The 14,865-nt window shown below is 65.2% G+C and carries 22 protein-coding genes, 1 tRNA gene and 1 pseudogene; 17 read left to right on the top strand and 7 right to left on the bottom strand.

The features are described from left to right. Window positions 1–644 precede the first annotated feature (644 nt). Together FHU36_RS33145 and FHU36_RS33150 are read right to left on the bottom strand one after the other, a co-directional pair. A complete protein-coding gene (locus tag FHU36_RS33145) occupies window positions 645–890 on the bottom strand; it encodes a hypothetical protein (RefSeq protein ID WP_185088036.1) in 246 nt (81 codons plus the stop codon). After that, window positions 891–1,223, bottom strand: coding sequence for a DUF6247 family protein (locus FHU36_RS33150; protein WP_185088037.1), 333 nt, complete (start codon window positions 1,221–1,223; stop codon window positions 891–893). Between the two features lie 287 nt (window positions 1,224–1,510). On the opposite strand from FHU36_RS33150, the gene FHU36_RS33155 reads away from it, so the two are divergent. Together FHU36_RS33155 and FHU36_RS33160 are read left to right on the top strand one after the other, a co-directional pair. Further along, window positions 1,511–2,014: a hypothetical protein gene (locus FHU36_RS33155; RefSeq protein ID WP_185088038.1), complete on the top strand. Its 504-nt coding sequence runs from the start codon at window positions 1,511–1,513 to the stop codon at window positions 2,012–2,014. Between the two features lie 182 nt (window positions 2,015–2,196). Then, window positions 2,197–2,559 carry a hypothetical protein gene (locus FHU36_RS33160; protein ID WP_185088039.1) on the top strand — a complete coding sequence of 121 codons (363 nt, stop codon included), beginning with the start codon at window positions 2,197–2,199 and terminating at the stop codon, window positions 2,557–2,559. 383 nt (window positions 2,560–2,942) lie between these two features. Here FHU36_RS33160 and FHU36_RS33165 read toward each other — a convergent pair whose 3' ends face one another. Beyond that, entirely contained in the window at window positions 2,943–3,380 is a 438-nt protein-coding gene (locus tag FHU36_RS33165; protein WP_185088040.1) for a hypothetical protein, read from the bottom strand. A gap of 170 nt (window positions 3,381–3,550) precedes the next feature. Next, window positions 3,551–3,946: a hypothetical protein gene (locus tag FHU36_RS33170; protein ID WP_185088041.1), complete on the bottom strand. Its 396-nt coding sequence runs from the start codon at window positions 3,944–3,946 to the stop codon at window positions 3,551–3,553. Between the two features lie 197 nt (window positions 3,947–4,143). Here FHU36_RS33170 and FHU36_RS33175 point away from each other — a divergent pair, with 197 nt between their 5' ends. The 9 genes from FHU36_RS33175 to FHU36_RS33215 all read left to right on the top strand — a co-directional run bounded on the left by FHU36_RS33175 (window position 4,144) and on the right by FHU36_RS33215 (window position 9,730). Then, a complete protein-coding gene (locus tag FHU36_RS33175; protein WP_221497066.1) occupies window positions 4,144–4,941 on the top strand; it encodes a tyrosine-type recombinase/integrase in 798 nt (265 codons plus the stop codon). Continuing rightward, window positions 4,893–5,303 (top strand): tyrosine-type recombinase/integrase, encoded by a 411-nt coding sequence (locus FHU36_RS33180; RefSeq protein ID WP_185088042.1) that lies wholly within the window; start codon window positions 4,893–4,895, stop codon window positions 5,301–5,303. Before FHU36_RS33175 ends, FHU36_RS33180 begins: the two co-directional genes overlap by 49 nt. Window positions 5,304–5,653: 350 nt before the next feature. Continuing rightward, a complete protein-coding gene (locus FHU36_RS33185; protein ID WP_185088043.1) occupies window positions 5,654–5,998 on the top strand; it encodes a type II toxin-antitoxin system RelE/ParE family toxin in 345 nt (114 codons plus the stop codon). 5 nt (window positions 5,999–6,003) lie between these two features. Continuing rightward, complete coding sequence (locus FHU36_RS33190) at window positions 6,004–6,303, top strand: helix-turn-helix domain-containing protein (RefSeq protein WP_185088044.1); 300 nt, start codon at window positions 6,004–6,006, stop codon at window positions 6,301–6,303. Window positions 6,304–6,591: 288 nt separating this feature from the next. Then, window positions 6,592–7,113 (top strand): hypothetical protein, encoded by a 522-nt coding sequence (locus tag FHU36_RS33195; protein WP_312892012.1) that lies wholly within the window; start codon window positions 6,592–6,594, stop codon window positions 7,111–7,113. A gap of 231 nt (window positions 7,114–7,344) precedes the next feature. After that, window positions 7,345–7,722 carry a hypothetical protein gene (locus FHU36_RS33200; protein ID WP_185088045.1) on the top strand — a complete coding sequence of 126 codons (378 nt, stop codon included), beginning with the start codon at window positions 7,345–7,347 and terminating at the stop codon, window positions 7,720–7,722. 289 nt (window positions 7,723–8,011) lie between these two features. Then, entirely contained in the window at window positions 8,012–8,362 is a 351-nt protein-coding gene (locus tag FHU36_RS33205; protein ID WP_185088046.1) for a hypothetical protein, read from the top strand. A gap of 90 nt (window positions 8,363–8,452) precedes the next feature. Beyond that, on the top strand, window positions 8,453–8,770 hold the full coding sequence (locus tag FHU36_RS33210) for a tyrosine-type recombinase/integrase (protein WP_312892013.1): 318 nt from the start codon (window positions 8,453–8,455) through the stop codon (window positions 8,768–8,770). Window positions 8,771–9,205: 435 nt separating this feature from the next. Next, window positions 9,206–9,730 (top strand): alpha-amylase inhibitor, encoded by a 525-nt coding sequence (locus FHU36_RS33215; protein ID WP_185088048.1) that lies wholly within the window; start codon window positions 9,206–9,208, stop codon window positions 9,728–9,730. A 533-nt stretch (window positions 9,731–10,263) separates the two neighbouring features. Here the strand turns inward: FHU36_RS33215 and FHU36_RS33220 are convergent. Both FHU36_RS33220 and FHU36_RS33225 read right to left on the bottom strand, forming a co-directional pair. Beyond that, window positions 10,264–11,205 carry a creatininase family protein gene (locus FHU36_RS33220; protein WP_312892014.1) on the bottom strand — a complete coding sequence of 314 codons (942 nt, stop codon included), beginning with the start codon at window positions 11,203–11,205 and terminating at the stop codon, window positions 10,264–10,266. 409 nt (window positions 11,206–11,614) lie between these two features. Beyond that, entirely contained in the window at window positions 11,615–12,064 is a 450-nt protein-coding gene (locus FHU36_RS33225) for an NsdA family TPR-like regulatory protein (RefSeq protein WP_185088049.1), read from the bottom strand. A 32-nt stretch (window positions 12,065–12,096) separates the two neighbouring features. Between FHU36_RS33225 and FHU36_RS47095 the strand changes: the two are divergent. The 4 genes and pseudogenes from FHU36_RS47095 to FHU36_RS45120 form a co-directional block, all read left to right on the top strand. Continuing rightward, window positions 12,097–12,204 (top strand): annotated as a pseudogene (locus FHU36_RS47095) (hypothetical protein); the annotation flags it as partial. A gap of 104 nt (window positions 12,205–12,308) precedes the next feature. Then, window positions 12,309–12,521: a tyrosine-type recombinase/integrase gene (locus tag FHU36_RS45115; protein WP_246503115.1), complete on the top strand. Its 213-nt coding sequence runs from the start codon at window positions 12,309–12,311 to the stop codon at window positions 12,519–12,521. Next, window positions 12,518–12,646 (top strand): hypothetical protein, encoded by a 129-nt coding sequence (locus FHU36_RS45955; protein ID WP_281394497.1) that lies wholly within the window; start codon window positions 12,518–12,520, stop codon window positions 12,644–12,646. The genes FHU36_RS45115 and FHU36_RS45955 overlap by 4 nt, the downstream gene beginning before the upstream one ends. Then, the gene (locus FHU36_RS45120; protein ID WP_246503030.1) at window positions 12,640–13,230 is read left to right on the top strand and encodes a tyrosine-type recombinase/integrase; all 591 of its coding nucleotides are present in this window, start codon (window positions 12,640–12,642) and stop codon (window positions 13,228–13,230) included. Before FHU36_RS45955 ends, FHU36_RS45120 begins: the two co-directional genes overlap by 7 nt. Before the next feature lie 53 nt (window positions 13,231–13,283). Here the strand turns inward: FHU36_RS45120 and FHU36_RS33235 are convergent. Beyond that, window positions 13,284–13,354: transfer RNA gene (locus FHU36_RS33235), tRNA-Gly, on the bottom strand. A 145-nt stretch (window positions 13,355–13,499) separates the two neighbouring features. Here FHU36_RS33235 and dcd point away from each other — a divergent pair. Continuing rightward, window positions 13,500–14,075: a dCTP deaminase gene (gene dcd / locus FHU36_RS33240; RefSeq protein ID WP_185088050.1), complete on the top strand. Its 576-nt coding sequence runs from the start codon at window positions 13,500–13,502 to the stop codon at window positions 14,073–14,075. 169 nt (window positions 14,076–14,244) lie between these two features. Continuing rightward, a complete protein-coding gene (locus FHU36_RS33245) occupies window positions 14,245–14,862 on the top strand; it encodes a DUF47 domain-containing protein (protein WP_101785785.1) in 618 nt (205 codons plus the stop codon). Window positions 14,863–14,865: the final 3 nt, after the last annotated feature.

Raw genomic sequence — 14,865 nt, forward strand, 5'->3', positions numbered from 1 at the left:
GGCGGAGTGTGATGGCGGGCTGTTACGCAGGCTGACCCAGCAACAGAATCGGAGAGGATTCCAGGGGCATCCAAGGGCGGGCCGCTTCGTCGTAGCGGGTTCAACACCCGTACGCGCTGAGTGGACGGGGTGAGGGACATGGGCATGCCTGGCCTGCACTTCCATGATCTTCGTCACAGGGGGAACATGCTGGCGGCCGAGTCGGGGGCGGGGCTCAAGGACCTGATGGCCCGGATGGGGCACGACAACGTACGCGCCGCGATGATCTATCAGCACGCCGTACGGGGTGCCGGCAAAGCGATCACGGACGCGATCGACCGGCACATCGGCAGGACCGACGACGAGGACGACGAGGGCTCGGCAGGCATGCTCGCTCCGTGGGCTGGTTGCACGCCGGTAACACGGAAGATCGAAAAGACCACAGAAATGATCAAGGCCCAGGTCGGGATTCTCTCCCTACCTGGGCCTTCGTGTATGGAGCGGGTGACGGGAATCGAACCCGCGCTGTCAGCTTGGGAAGCCGTTCAAGATCACGCCGTGTGCCCTGGGAGAAGGGTGACCTGGGCATGTGCCGGTCGAGTGACCGTGAGTCCCCGTGACTTCCCGCTGGTCGCTACGAGAACGGGCACGCAGCGGGCACGGGCTTACGGCCATTCAATGCGGACAAGGTAGACCTCGCGCTGCGGGTCCAGGACCACGTACGTGGCAAGGCCGCGCTCTCCGAACGGGTGCGTAAGCATGTTCGCCCGGGGATGCGCGGAGTTGTACGGGTCTCCGCTCCAAGGCGCGATCTCCAGCAGCGCGAACAGATTCGCGAGCGGATGCAGTGCGTGATCAGGTAGCGCGGCGATCTGTTCCTCGGCTACGGGATCGATGATGAGCTTGAACACTCAGACATCGATCCCACGAGCAGCCAGGATTTCCCGCCATGGCCTCCCATGAGGAACGGGTTCGCCGGCCAGAGCCTGCTGGGAGCGGACGTGCATCTGACGGCGCCCCTCCGGATCCTTTGCGGTGTCACACGCGGAGATCCACCAGCGGTGCATGAAAGCGTTCAGCGCTCCAAGATCCAAACTCACCCTGACCTCGTCGAGCACGGCCTTGAGCCCGACGTCGAAAGCCTCGCGATCTTCTGGGACGACCAGCGCGGCACGGATGGCCCGCAGGTTCTTCTCAGGCAGAGGCGCGCCGATGGAGATGAAGTCCTGCGGTTGCGCGGTCATACCCGCTCCTTCCTTGTCCTCTAGAGACTACAGAGGAAGGGTGACAACCTTCACGCACACATGAGAGGTAGGCCTGTCACAGTATGAAGTGAAGCGGGTGACGGGAATCGAACCCGCGCTGTCAACTTGGGAAGTGCATCGATCACGGCTCGTCGGGCGGCTGATCTGGGCGTTCGACCGGTCGTGAGTAACCGTGACTGACCCCTCGTCACCCTGTCCAACGGCCCGACGATGCCCACAGCGATGGAGACCCTGACACGAACCGGATCCTTATGCTGAGGTCATCCATGAACTGGCAACCGGGAGCGTCGATGCCGATCGAACGAGGATCCGGCGTGATTCGCCCGCCACGAGGTGCTACAGGGTTCCGAGATCAGGGAACGGAACAGCTTCCATCGATGGATCCGCGAGTCTTCGCCTCCGTCTGTCACCAGGCGGCCCGACTTGTGCGCGGCAGGGTTCTGGAGATCACGCCGCCTGGGGTCACACCGGACTTCCACACGGCCGTGATCAGGAGTGGAGAGCTGAGCGCCGCAGTGCTCGGGCATATGCACTTGCCGTACATCGCGCTCGCTCGGGTTCCGGTAGGTCACGTGGTCTTCGTCGACGACTGGAGTGATCTTGAGGTGGCGTTGACATCTTCGGGCACCTTCCGTCTTCTGACGAGAAGTGAACTGGAGACCCCTATCGACTTGATCGACACCTCGTACCTCGACGGTGCAGAACGCCGACAGATCGCCTATTGGAAGCCCGAGACCCTCGGCGAACTGATGTTCAACTATTGGGATTGAGCCAGCGATGACACCGTAGCGGAGGAGGGAGCACGGGTGATTATGTGCCTCTTGGCATCAGCCAGGAGCGCAATGCACGGCCCGCGCGTTCCTCGCCCGCCTGGCCCTGGTCCGCTCAGCTTGTGGTCGACGGCGGACGGGATGAGCAGGCCCCTACCCCAGCCACTCACAGGCCGGCGGTGGTGAGCACACCCGTGGAGGTCGACCGGACGGTCAGCCGCTCCGGCACGGTCAGCCTGGCCGGACGCATCGTGCCGGCGGCCGAGATTCTCAACGGCCGTCGGGTCACCGTCCGGATCGAGGAACACATCCTGATGTTCTTCGACCCCGACACGCGGGAGTTGCTGCGCACCCGTCCCAATCCGATCGGCTGGGACCGGGTGCGGCACTTGCGAGACGCGCGGCCGGCCGGTCCGCCGCCTCGGCCCTCGATCGAGCCGATCACCGTGCAGCGGGTCGCCAGCAACAGCGGCGTCATCATGGTCGCCGGGCAGAAGGTCGCCCTCGGCGGCGCGGCCGGTACCCTGCCCTGCCTCGGCCACTGACAGATCGGTGATACCAGGAACATCCTTGGCGCGGTCATCCCGGAGTTGGAGCGCTTCCGCAGGAGGCGGTCATTCGGGAAAGACCACCACGTCATCCTCTCTGATCCATGGCCGGTGTTCGGGTTCATGCCCGAGCGCCTGCCAGACCGTATGTGCTGCGGCGAACTTCACATCACCCTCGTTGGTGTCGACCGGCGTATCTGTGAATTTCGGGGATGAGCACCCTCATCGGCTGTGCCCCGGCCGGCAGCGCCTGAAGGGCGTAGCGGACGCCTTCGACCGCTTCCTTCTTCACTTCGCCGAACGCGGGTCCCTGCGTGGTGGCATTGGGCCCGTAGGCGCGGTAGAAAGCAACGGGCACGCCGCAGTCCCATCTAACGAGGTCAGGTCAGTTCCAACAGGTGAGCTGTGGGACTGTAGTCGATCTTCCAATCTGCGTATACGCCCAGGTTTCCGTCTTCCAGGCAGCGCAAGCCAACGCTGACCCAGCGGACTTCACCGTCACCGCGGAATGCGAACCCAACTGCTACAGCGAACTTCTCGCCCCCACATGGGCAGGCACATTCACCAAGGCCGGCCTCATCCATGCAGTCGGCACTGTCAGCAATAAAGGAGGCGTCCCCGCATACGACACAGACACGTTGTACGCATCCTTCAACGTCATCGGCCATGACGTTGAAACTCTTACCGGCGCATCCAGCGCACGCTGCCTCACTCACCCGCTCGACGGCGTAGCCGCCCGGCCGGTACTCGCGGAGAAAGTCGGCAAGATCCTCGAAGTTCTCACCCCGCCAGAGATCACCCGACGTGTCGATCGCCATAGCACCTGAGTGTAAGGCCGTAGGTACGGCTTTACAGCTCGTGCCTGTTCCTCTCAACTCAATGCTCTGGACCTGCGGGTCCTCCCTGCCAGAGCGCCACCACTAGCAAGATCATTGCACGCATATTGCACGGGTCCGCCGGACGCCCCGGAGAAGCTAAGCCCTGTGGATCAGACGTTCCTGCCTAGTCCTGCGTCGCCTCGGTTCGTTGAGGGCGGTGGTGGTGTGGTGTGAGCGTCGGGGGCAGTGAACTGGAAGGCGCACGCACAGTCGAGAGCTTCCTCGGGCGTGCCTGAAGGATGGCCACTCGGCAGGAGACTGTCCTGATAGATGCCCTCGTCAGGAAGGTAAATCGCGAAGCCCCAGGTGTGCAGGAGGCCTTTAAAGCCCAGGCGGCACAATCGCGCGTGGGCACCGCCGTGCAGACGCGCCTCGACATAAGCGAATCCGCCACGGAAATGCACGTCGACCCCGGACAACTGCCAGCGCGAACGAGCGTGGTCATTCATGCGCTGACGCAAGTGATGCTTCATCGGCTCAGGCGGATCCTTCGGCATGCCGCTCATCGTGCCCTCCAAGAGATCAACCACGCTGCTCGGTGAGCCAGGGTGAGGAACGAACCCTGGATCGTCGATCGCCCCCGAGCACGTACGGCGTCCAGCCATGCAATGGCGATCGTAGGACTGCATCTGCGCGGCGGCGCGGCAATCCTGGTCGGTGCGTTCGGCTGGTACGGCGGGGCCGGCGTGCGGTGGCCGGCCCGGTGTCCCGCTGCCGTCCGGGACCGGCCCCCAGGCCGCACGCCCGGGGCTACACCGAGACCTGGATCTCACAGCGCCCTGGGCTGCGTCCGCGCACTGTTGATCTCTATACGTGGCTGCTCAACAAGCACATCACCCCGTACCTGGGCGCGGCTCAGCTCGGGAAGCTGTCCACGGCGATGATCCGGCAGTGGCGAGCGGACTTGCTCGGCAACGGCGTCTCGGTGTCGATGGCGGCCAAGGCGTACCGGCTGCTGCGGGCCGTGCTGATGACGGCGGCCGAGGAAGACCGCATCATCCCGCGCAACCCGTGCCGCATTCGCGGGGCCGGCGACGAGCATCCCGAGGAACGCCCCGTGCTCACCGTTGCCCAGGTCTTCGAGCTGGCCGACCGCGTCGGCCGTCGCCCGGTCGGAAACGTTCGCAAGCTCAAGAACGGTGCCTACCGGCTCCGGTTCCAGCAGCACGGCGAGATGCGCACGCATCCCGAGGTCTTCGCCGGCAGGGGCGATGCCGAGCGGGCGCTGTGGGCGATGGGGATGGCCGGCCGGGCCGACAGCACCCAGAATCGCCGGTTCCGCGCCCTGGTCCTCCTCGCTACCTTCGCGAGCCTGCGATGGGGTGAGATGAGCGCGCTCCGCCGTAGTGACCTCGACCTGGAGGGGCGACGGTTCGGGTCCGGGCGGCCTTCGTCGAGCGTTCCACGGGTGAGCTGGTTCTCGGGCCTCCGAAGTCCAAGGCGGGGCGGCGCGTGGTCGGCATCCCGCAGGCGATCATCCCCGCGCTGCGAGAGCACCTGAACACCTACGTCGGCAACGAACCGGGCGCGCTGCTCTTCCCCGGGGCGAAGGGCGGGCCGCTTCGTCGTAGCGGCTTCAACACTCGTACGCGCTGGGTGGACGTGGTGAGGGACGTGGGCATGCCCGGCCAGCACTTCCATGATCTTCGTCACACGGGAAACATGCTGGCGGCCGAGTCGGGCGCGGGGCTCAAGGACCTGATGGCCCGGATGGGACACGACAACGTACGCGCCGCGATGATCTACCAGCACGCCGTACGTGGTGCCGACAAAGCGATCACGGACGCGATCGACCGGCACATCGGCAGGGCCGACGACGAGGACGACGAGGGCTCGGCAGGCGTGCTCGCTCCCGTGAGCTAGTTGCACGCCGGTTGCACGGAAGATCGGAAAGTCTCCGGAAACAATCAAGGCCCGGATTGGGAATCTTTCCTGACCTGGGCCTTCACTCTGAGAGCGGGTGACGGGAATCGAACCCGCGCTGTCAGCTTGGGAAGTGCATGGCTCGTGCCTTGTGAGGCGCGTGAGCTGGGCGTTCGGCCGGTCGTGAGTGACCGTGGTTGTCCCCTCGTCACCCTGTCTAATGGCCCGCCAATGGCCTAGTGATCCCGTGCGTGGCCGCAGATGCTCCCACGGGGAAGGATTGATCACCAGAGAAGCCCGGTTTCACGTTCGCGAGACCCGGCTCTTGCTCTCACTATAACGTCCGTGTTATGAACTGGGGAGAGGTGGAACTGGAGCCGGAGGTCGAGGAGTGGTTTGACACGCTCGATCAGGAGGATCAGGAGACGGCGGCGTTCTACGTCGATCTGCTGAGCGAGCGTGGTGTCCTGCTCGACGAGCCCTACACTCGTCAACTCCGCGGCAAGCTCCGGGAGCTGCGGTTCCATCTGCACCGGGAGTCGGTACGGATCACCTACTGGATCGCTCCGGGGCGGCGGATCATCATGCTGACGGTGTTCCGCAAGCAGCGGATGCGAGAGTCCGCCGAGATCGAGCGTGCGTGGCGGGCCATGCAGCGGTGCATCGCTGAGGCCCACACCGTAGATGAGGAGTGAGCGGCATGGGGGAGCGCAGAGCCTGGGCGGACAAGAAGGCTGAGATCATGAGCCGCCCCGGTGCCGGAGCGGCATACGAGGCGGCCAGGATCCGGTTCGAGCTGGGCGAGGCGGTGCGGCTGCGGCGTGAGCAACTCGGGCTGACTCAGGCGGAGCTGGCCGAACGCACGGGGCTGAAGCAGCCGGCGGTGGCGCGATTTGAAGCGGGCGGGACGATGCCCACCATTCCGATGCTGGAGCGGCTGGCGGAGGCTCTGGAGATGCGGCTGAGCGTCCGGTTCCAGCCGCTGCGGGAGGCGAGCTGATCTCACCGGAGCGGCGTTCGACATCGCAAGGTATCGAAACCGCACCAGGAACGATCAAGGCCGGGGTCGGAATCATGTTCCTGACCTGGGCCTTTCGGGTGGAACGGGTGACGGGAATCGAACCCGCGCTGTCAGCTTGGGAACCGGCTGCTGATCTTGCCGTGCTGAGCTGGGGAAACGGGTGTGCAGGTCAGGGCGGGCCGGTTGTCCGTGGGTGACCGCGGTTCCCCGTCTGTTCTGGCAAGCATCTGGCACGCGATCATGATGGCTCGATCTGCGCGAGGTGCGGTGGCTCGCATCAGCGGGCAGCATGGCGGGGTGTCGGAATTGGTGTGGGATAAGGTCAGGAGCTTCTTCGATCCTGACCTTATGGGGAGGCTGCCGGAGGTCTGGATTACGGACACCTCGGTTGAGGACTGGCAAATGGTCCTCGATTTGATCGAAACCCATGGCTGGAGAAGCGAGTATCGCGAAGGCGACGTCGTCATGTCGTTGCCCCGCGCCGAGCAGGTGCTATCCCGACCTGTGGATGCCGAGTGCCCGGAGCTTCGCGTTTGGCCTGCGCCTGATGTACTGGCGATCTTCCGGTTCCTGGAGGACAACGGGATCGACTTCGATGTCGACCTGCGAGAGCTTCAGGGACAGGAGCGGCTGGACATCCTGTGCGAGTTCATCACGACGATCGGGCGGCGGCTGGGCAAGCCGGTGATGATGTCGCCAGAGGGGGACTGGGATCGGAGCGATCCGGTACTCGGGTTCGATGTCGAGGCCGATCGAGTGGTGCTGCTGGCGCAGCCTTGGTTCGGCTGACCTCGTCACGAACGGAGGTCGGGAAAATGGAGCGGGTGACGGGAATCGAACCCGCGCTGTCAGCTTGGGAACTGCATCGATCACGGTCCCTCTTGCAGGGCGTTGCTGGTCGCAGGGGATGTCAGCGAGGTCGTGAGTGACCGTGGTTGACCGCTCGTCACCCTGGTTAATGGCCCGACCATCACGCCCCGAGGTCTTGCCTCACGGGCCTGGCCGTGGTGGGCTCTCGCCGTGAGCCACGATCGCTTCCCCGGCCAGCTCTCTCTTCCTCTCAGCTTCCCGGATCGCCGCTTCAGGCTGTGGAGCTACGTGCCCTCGCATAGCGAGCTTGTCATACGGACGGAGTTTGACCCGACCGCACCTCACATCGAGCTTCTCTTCAAGCCCGTCGGCCGGATCAACCTTCCGGTGACGATGGACGGTGGTCTTGTCATCGGTATCGAGGACCGCCCGAGCGACAAAGCGGATGCTGTGACCTTCGCTGTCAGCAACGATCACTTCTCCGGCCAGGTCGTCGCTGGCTACCTGTTCCTGCGCCAAGAAGAGCGATCAAAATACAGCCCGTTCTCCCTCTTCCACGGGTACCTGCGAAGTGAGTTCACGCGTTGACGACGCGTACGCTCGCGCCCTGATCATCACGTCTGCCGTCGACCCGCCCGAAGGGGAAGCGGGCCAGGGCCACGGGTCAAGGGTGGAGCGCCCCACTGGACGAACGACCCTTGACCCGTGGCCCTGGTCTGCTCGGCTTGTCCCGGGGCGATGGCGGGCGGGATGATCAGGCTTCCACCTCAGTCACCCGCGGACGTGTGGAGCACGCGGCGATCATTCCGGAGCTGAAGCGCCCCCGCCGGAGGCGAAAAGAGGTTGGCGGGTGAGAGGGCTTGCTGGAGCATGAGCTATGGGGTTGTTCAACAGGGTGAAGCTGCCTGATCCGCTCACTTGCCCGAACTGCGGAGTAGCAGGTATCTGGACGGCGCAGTTTCGGTTCGGCGCGACAGACCAGATTGACTATGAGGTGGGTCAGCGTCTGAGCTGGGAGTACATATGGGCCGTGGAGGGTGAACCCGGCCATCACCGTGTGCTCGCTCAGGGCATCCTGGAGGGGTGTCCCCATTGCGGTAGCCACGACTTCGGCGGGCTCTGGGAGACGGCTGTCATTGAGATTGTCGATGACGTGATCGTGTCGGTAGTGCAGGACAGCAGCGGTGACGGCTGGTGGGCAGAGGACTGGCGAGTGTTTGAGGCATAGGGCAGTGCTGAGTTGAGCGCGGCCCGTGCGCGTCGCGCGCGAGAACGGCCCCCAGGCCGCACGCGCAGCGTGCGGGCGTGCGCGGGCCGCGTGGCTGCGCGGAGCGCCGCCCTTGACAAACTCGCGGCGTGGCCGTACGCCGTCCAGACCATCGGCGTGGACGGGCTCCACTTTCACGATCTCCGACACACCGGAAACATGATCGCGGCCGAGTCGGGGGCCGGGCTCAAGGATCTGATGGCCCGGATGGGGCACGACAACGTCCGGGCCGCGATGATCTACCAGCACGCGGTCAGGGGCGCGGACAGGGCGATCACGGTAGCGATCGACAAGCACCTGAGTGGACACGAGCGCGTCACGGCCGGCGGCGAAGAGGACCCTCCTGGCGCGCTGGCTCCCGTGGGCTAATGGCCCGCTAATGGCCCGAGAAGATCCTAGCTTCCAGGAACTAATCAAGGCCCGGGTCGGGATTCTCTTCCTGACCTGGGCCTTCGCTCTGAGAGCGGGTGACGGGAATCGAACCCGCGCTGTCAGCTTGGGAACCGGCTACTGATCTTGGTGTCCTGAGCGGGGAGAACGGGGGTCCTGGTCAGACCGCGACGAGTGGCCGTGAGTGGCCCTGAATGACCTTGACCTGCCGTTCGTTCTGGCACGCATCTGGCACGAGGATCAGTTCTCCGACCTGGGATTGAAACGCACTGCGCGCACCCCGCCCGCCTCGGCCCCATTAGGACCCGCCGATCTTGAGCACTTCCCCCTCCCTGAGCTGGAGGTCCACTCCAGAGGCGATTGTTGACTCGGCACTACAGACCCTCGGGCGACGCGTGCGTGTAGCGGTTGAGCGTGGTTGAGGTCGACGAAGCGGGTATCCGGCCTGGCCTTGCCCGAATCACTGCCATACCCGTGATATACCGCCCCTCGCTAGCGTTGGCCGTGTCAACAACCCGCATGTGGCGGGCGTTTCTTGCTGCCCAACCGGCAGCATCCAAAATCGCCGCGATATCCCCAAGGAGAACGATGGATTCCCGTGCCTTCATCCGAGCCGCAGCTGTGGCGGCAGCTGTGGCGGCAGCTGTGCTCACCATGACTGTCGCCACACCGGCCGCCGCCGCTCCGGCGGCCAACGCCGCGCCCTCCTGCGTCAAGGTCCAGCATGGGAGGACCTTCTACGAGGAGACCGCCTTCGGAAAGTACTATCACCACTGGGTGAAGATCACGAACAACTGCGCCAGCAAGAAGAAGCTCAAGGTGGACTGGAGGGGGGCCTTTATGCCCGACTCGAAGTGCACCACGATCAACAAGGGCAAGAGCGCAGAATTCACCAAGGACGGCAAGTGGGACGCCTACGCCGGGTGGTACGGCTGCTGAGCTGACCCGTAGGGCATTCAGCTCCTCACCGGGTTCTGGCGGAGAACGCCAGCCCAGCCCGGTAGAAGACCACACCGAAGCTCCCGGCCGACGGCCTGCCAGCCAGCAGATCGCCGACCGGGAGCTTCGCTGTGTTCCGCGTCCTGGGCTGAAGGCGTGGCACGGCATCGCGAGGCCGCTACGACAAGATGCCCGAGAGCGATCTTGCTGGCCTCCACCTGCGAGGAGCAGTGATCTGGATGCGCAGCCTCCAATGATCACGACTCAACACAGGCCCTAGCGGACCTCCTGCGGTGCTGACCCAGGCAGCATGATGCCCCGCTTTCGATGCATGATCGTTCTTGCTAGGGCGCAGAGTATGGGCAGCAGTCAAATCCCGAAAGGGCGCACAGACGATCCGCTGTCTCGCTGTCTACCTACGACGACACGACCGAGTCAGCAGCCACATGCTTGGCTTCGCGACCTGAGGACACCGCTATCCGGTGAGCCGGTGCTGAGGAACGAAGCACCGGATCGTCGATCGCCCCCAGCCACTACCTGAGGCCAGCCCACGCGTGGCGATCGTAGGGCTGCATTCGTGCGGCGGCGTGACGCTGGGGTCGGTGAGCTTGCTCAGTACGGCGGGCGCCACGATCGGCGTGGCGGTCCGTGCTGCTGCCGCCCGGGACCGGCCCCCAGGCCGCATGCCCGAGCGGCGGGCAAGCGACGGGCCGCTGTACGGCGGCGCGGCGCGCCGCCGCTTGATCCCTATGAGAACAATTCAGCAGTGCTTGGCGAGCAGGTTCATCACGTGGGCGAAGCTGGTGGTGAGGGAGTCGAGGACGGCCTTGCCCTTTTTCGGCAGTGGCGAGTGAGGGGCGGCCGATGACGCCGTTCTTGGTGTAGGCGGGCATGCCTTCGGTCAGCAGGTGGCGCCGGTCGTCGGCGGTGTGGTCGGCGTTCTCATAGCCGGGGCGTATGACGTCTGGGTAGGCGTGCAGCAGGATCGAGGTTTCGATCTCTCCGGCGTGCATGTCCTCGTGCATGGAGCTGGTCAGGTGCGCGGCGTTCCGGGCCTCCTGCCAGTCTTCCCGAGTCGGGAAGAGGGCCATGGCCCGGCCGGTGGCGCTGGCTTCCTGGACGACGTTGCTCAGGACGTAGTTGCCGCCGTGGGCGTTGACGATCACGAGGGCGTTCGGGCCGTTGAGGGAGCCGTGGATGTCGGTGATGACGGCGTGCAGGGTGCGGGCGGAGATGCTGACGGTGCCGGTCCAGGCGGCGTGTTCGTGGGAGCAGGAGATCGTTATGGGCGGGAGGAGCATGACCGGGTAGGCGTCGGCGATGCTCTGGCTGATCAGTGTGGCGATGATGGTGTCGGTGCTGAGGGGCAGGTGGTCGCCGTGCTGCTCGAAGCTGCCCACGGGCAGGATGGCGACCTGGGCGTCGCGCTGTCGTTCGTCGGTGGTGGTCGCGGTGGGTAGCAGTGGGTTGGTCACTGGTCTCCTCGCGGCTCGGGTGCTGGCAGTGAGAACGACTCTGCGGTGATGTCGAGTCTGGTCAGCAAGTCTTTCACGCGAGGGTCTGCCGCCCATTGCCTCATGTGGGCTCGGAGGGTGGTGAGCTGGCCGGCGACTCGGCTGGATCGGAGGGCCTGGAGGCGGGGGATGGTTTCTTCGATCATTGAGCATGCCTGGTCGCGTTCGCCTGCCATGGCGTAGGCGGTGGCGGTGCGGGTGAGGAGCAGGGCATGGTCGCGGGGCTGGCTGGTGAGTGACCATCGGGATCGGCTGGACTCGAGTACCGGGATGGCGCTGTTGGCTTGGCCCAGCAGCAGGCGGGTGGCTCCGGTCTCCATGGCGACGTAGGCGGGGGTGCAGTAGGGGGCGCAGTCGTTCTCGTCCTGGGTCAGTCCCGCGGTCGCCTCGGTGAGGGCTGTCTCGGAATCTGCGGCGGAGTCCGCGGCTTCCCGAGGTGGGCGTGCGCTATCGCGCGGGTTCTGAGCACGACGGCTCGGAGCCGGGGCGTGAGGGCGTCGGCACGGGACATGGCTGCGTTCGCCAGGCCCAGGCCGTGGCCGTGGTCGCCGGACTCGATGGCGATGAGACTCTTCCGCATGAGGATGTAGGAAGTCGTCCGCTGGTCGCCGAGCTCCATGGCGTAGTCGAGGGCCTTGTTGGTCCACATCATGGCGTGGGTGAAGTCGCCGATGTCCTGGTGGAGCCAGCCGCAGAATTCGAGGAGTTCGCTGGCGAAGGTCAGTGCTTCGGTGCGGTCGGCTCCCCTTGTCACTCGGTAGACCTGTCCGACGATGGGGATCTGGCTCTTGACCGCGTTGATCAGCAGAGGCGGCCCCATGATGGCTTCGGCCTGGATGCGGCCGGCCAGTACGCAAGCTCCCCTCGGGCCGATTCCAAGCCAGGTATCCCGGGCCTGACGGCGTAACCGCACGGTACCGAACACGTTCGCCACCAAGCGTGAGGCCGAGATCTGGCTGACCAAGAAAGAGGCCGAGATCCACGCGGGGGACTGGCTGAACCCGGATCTCGGCAAGGTCGGCTTCAAGGAGTACGGCACGGCTTGGGTCGAGGAACGCCCGGGACTGCGGCCCAAGACTCTTCAGCTCTACGAGGGGCTTCACCGGATCCACCTCGTGCCGACTTTCGGCAACCGCACCATGAGCGAGATCAAGGAGGCGCACATCCGGAAGTGGCGGAAGGCACGCCTGGACGAGGGCATCGGGCCAGTCACGGTGGCGAAGGCGTACCGACTCCTGAAGGCGATCTTCAACACGGCAGTAGAGGACGGATATTGATCAAGACCAATCCGTGCAAGATCAAGGGAGCGGGCAGGGAGGACTTCCCGGAACGGCCGGTGCTGACCATGAAGCAGGTCTTCGTCCTGGCCGACGCGATCAAACCGCGCGGTTCCGGATGCTGATCCTGCTGGCCACCTTCGCGAGCCTGCGATGGGGCGAGCTGGCCGCGCTCCAGCGGAGGAACGTGGACCTGGAGGCGGGCACGATCCGCGTCGTCGGCACCACGACCGAACTCAAGGACGGCTCGGTCACCATCGGCCCGCCCAAGTCGGAGGCGGGCAAGCGCGTGGTCAGCGTGCCGGCCATGCTCCTCCCACACCTACGGGAGCACGTGGAGACCTACGCCGAGCAGACCGGCGACGGACACGTCTTCGTCGGTCCCAAGGGTGCCCGGCTCCGGCGAGCGAACTTCACCCGCGTCTGGACGGCGGCGCTCAAGAAGGCTGGCCTCTCCGGCTTCCACTTCCATGATCTGCGTCACACCGGCAACACCCTCGCCGCCCAGTCCGGGGCCACGCTCCGCGACCTGATGACCCGCATGGGCCACTCCACGACCCGGGCCGCGTTGATCTATCAGCACACCGCGGTGGAGCGGGATCGGGCCATCGCCGACGCTCTCGGCAAGCTCGCCGAACAGGCCCTGAGCAAGCAAGATCCAATCGGATCGGGCACGCAACGGGCACGGAAGATCGAAAATGCGCCCTGAAAGATCAGAAGCCAGGTCGGGAAGCAATCCCTGACCTGGCTTCTCGCAGTGAGAGCGGGTGACGGGAATCGAACCCGCGCTGTCAGCTTGGGAAGCTGATGTTCTGCCATTGAACTACACCCGCATCGGCCGAAGCCGCGACAACCACTGTAGCGGAAACCTGGCCGAGTTCAGCACCGTCCTGCCGATGTTCGATCACGATCTGCGGTGGGGCGCGGTGTGCCCGGGTCGGCGAGCCGGGCGGGCGGGTACGCGGTAGGTTGCTCAACGTGCTGCTCTCCGACCGTGACATCCTCGCCGAGATCGACTCCGGGCGGCTGGCGCTCGATCCGTTCGACCGGGAGATGCTTCAGCCGTCCAGCATCGACGTACGGCTCGACCGGTACTTCCGGGTTTTCGAGAACCACAGGTACCCGCACATCGACCCGGCGGTCGAGCAACCCGACCTCACCCGCATGGTCGAGCCCGACGGGGACGAGCCGTTCATCCTGCATCCGGGGGAGTTCGTGCTGGCCTCGACGTACGAGGTCATCACGTTGCCGGCGGACCTGGCGTCCCGGCTGGAGGGCAAGAGTTCGCTGGGGCGGCTGGGGCTGCTCACGCACTCCACCGCGGGGTTCATCGACCCGGGCTTCAGCGGGCACGTCACGCTGGAGCTGTCGAACGTGGCCACGTTGCCGATCAAGCTGTGGCCGGGGATGAAGATCGGGCAGCTGTGCGTGTTCAGGCTCAGTTCGCCCGCCGAGCACCCGTACGGTTCGGCCAGGTACGGGTCCCGCTACCAGGGGCAGCGCGGCCCGACGCCGTCCCGGTCCTTCAAGGATTTTCACCGCACCGTAATCTGAGGGGCGCCGGCGGCCGGTCCGCGGGCCAAAAGGCTCCGAAACTACCGGGCATCCCCGTGTCGCGCGGCGTACGGAGGGTAGCCAGTAGGCGAAGGGGACACGAAGTTCGCATTTCTCCTGGTAACCCGTACTCTTTCCACGGACCATCCCCGCACATCTGGAGAACGACGTGCGCCTGCGTCTCACGCCACGTGAGGACAGCTACTACGACCTGTTCGCCGACTCGGCGAACAACCTGGTCACGGCATCCCGTCTGCTGGTCGAGATCATCAGTGACGGGTCGGACAGGGAAGCCCTGGCCGAGAAGATGCGCGCCTGCGAGCACGCCGGTGACGAACGCACCCATGCGATCATGAACCGGCTGAACGAGAGCTTCATCACGCCGTTCGACCGCGAGGACATCTACCGCCTCGCCTCCAACCTCGACGATGTGATGGACGCCATGGAGGCCGCCTCCGACCTCATCGTCCTGTACCAGCTCGACCACCTCCCCAAGGACGTCGTGCGGCAGGTCGAGGTGCTGGAGCGGGCCGCCGAGCTGACGGCCGAGGCGATGCCGCGGCTGCGGTCGATGAAGAACCTCAACGAGTACTGGATCGAGGTCAACCGCCTGGAGAACCAGGGTGACCAGGTCTACCGGCGCCTGCTGGCCAAACTGTTCAGCGGTGAGTACGACGCGTTGACGGTCATGAAGATGAAGGAGGTCATCGACGCCCTCGAAGAGGCCGCCGACGCCTTCGAGCACGTGGCCAACACCGTCGAGTCGATCGCGGTCAAGGAAAGCTAGGCC

Source organism: Nonomuraea muscovyensis, from assembly GCF_014207745.1.
GTDB lineage: Bacteria > Actinomycetota > Actinomycetes > Streptosporangiales > Streptosporangiaceae > Nonomuraea > Nonomuraea muscovyensis.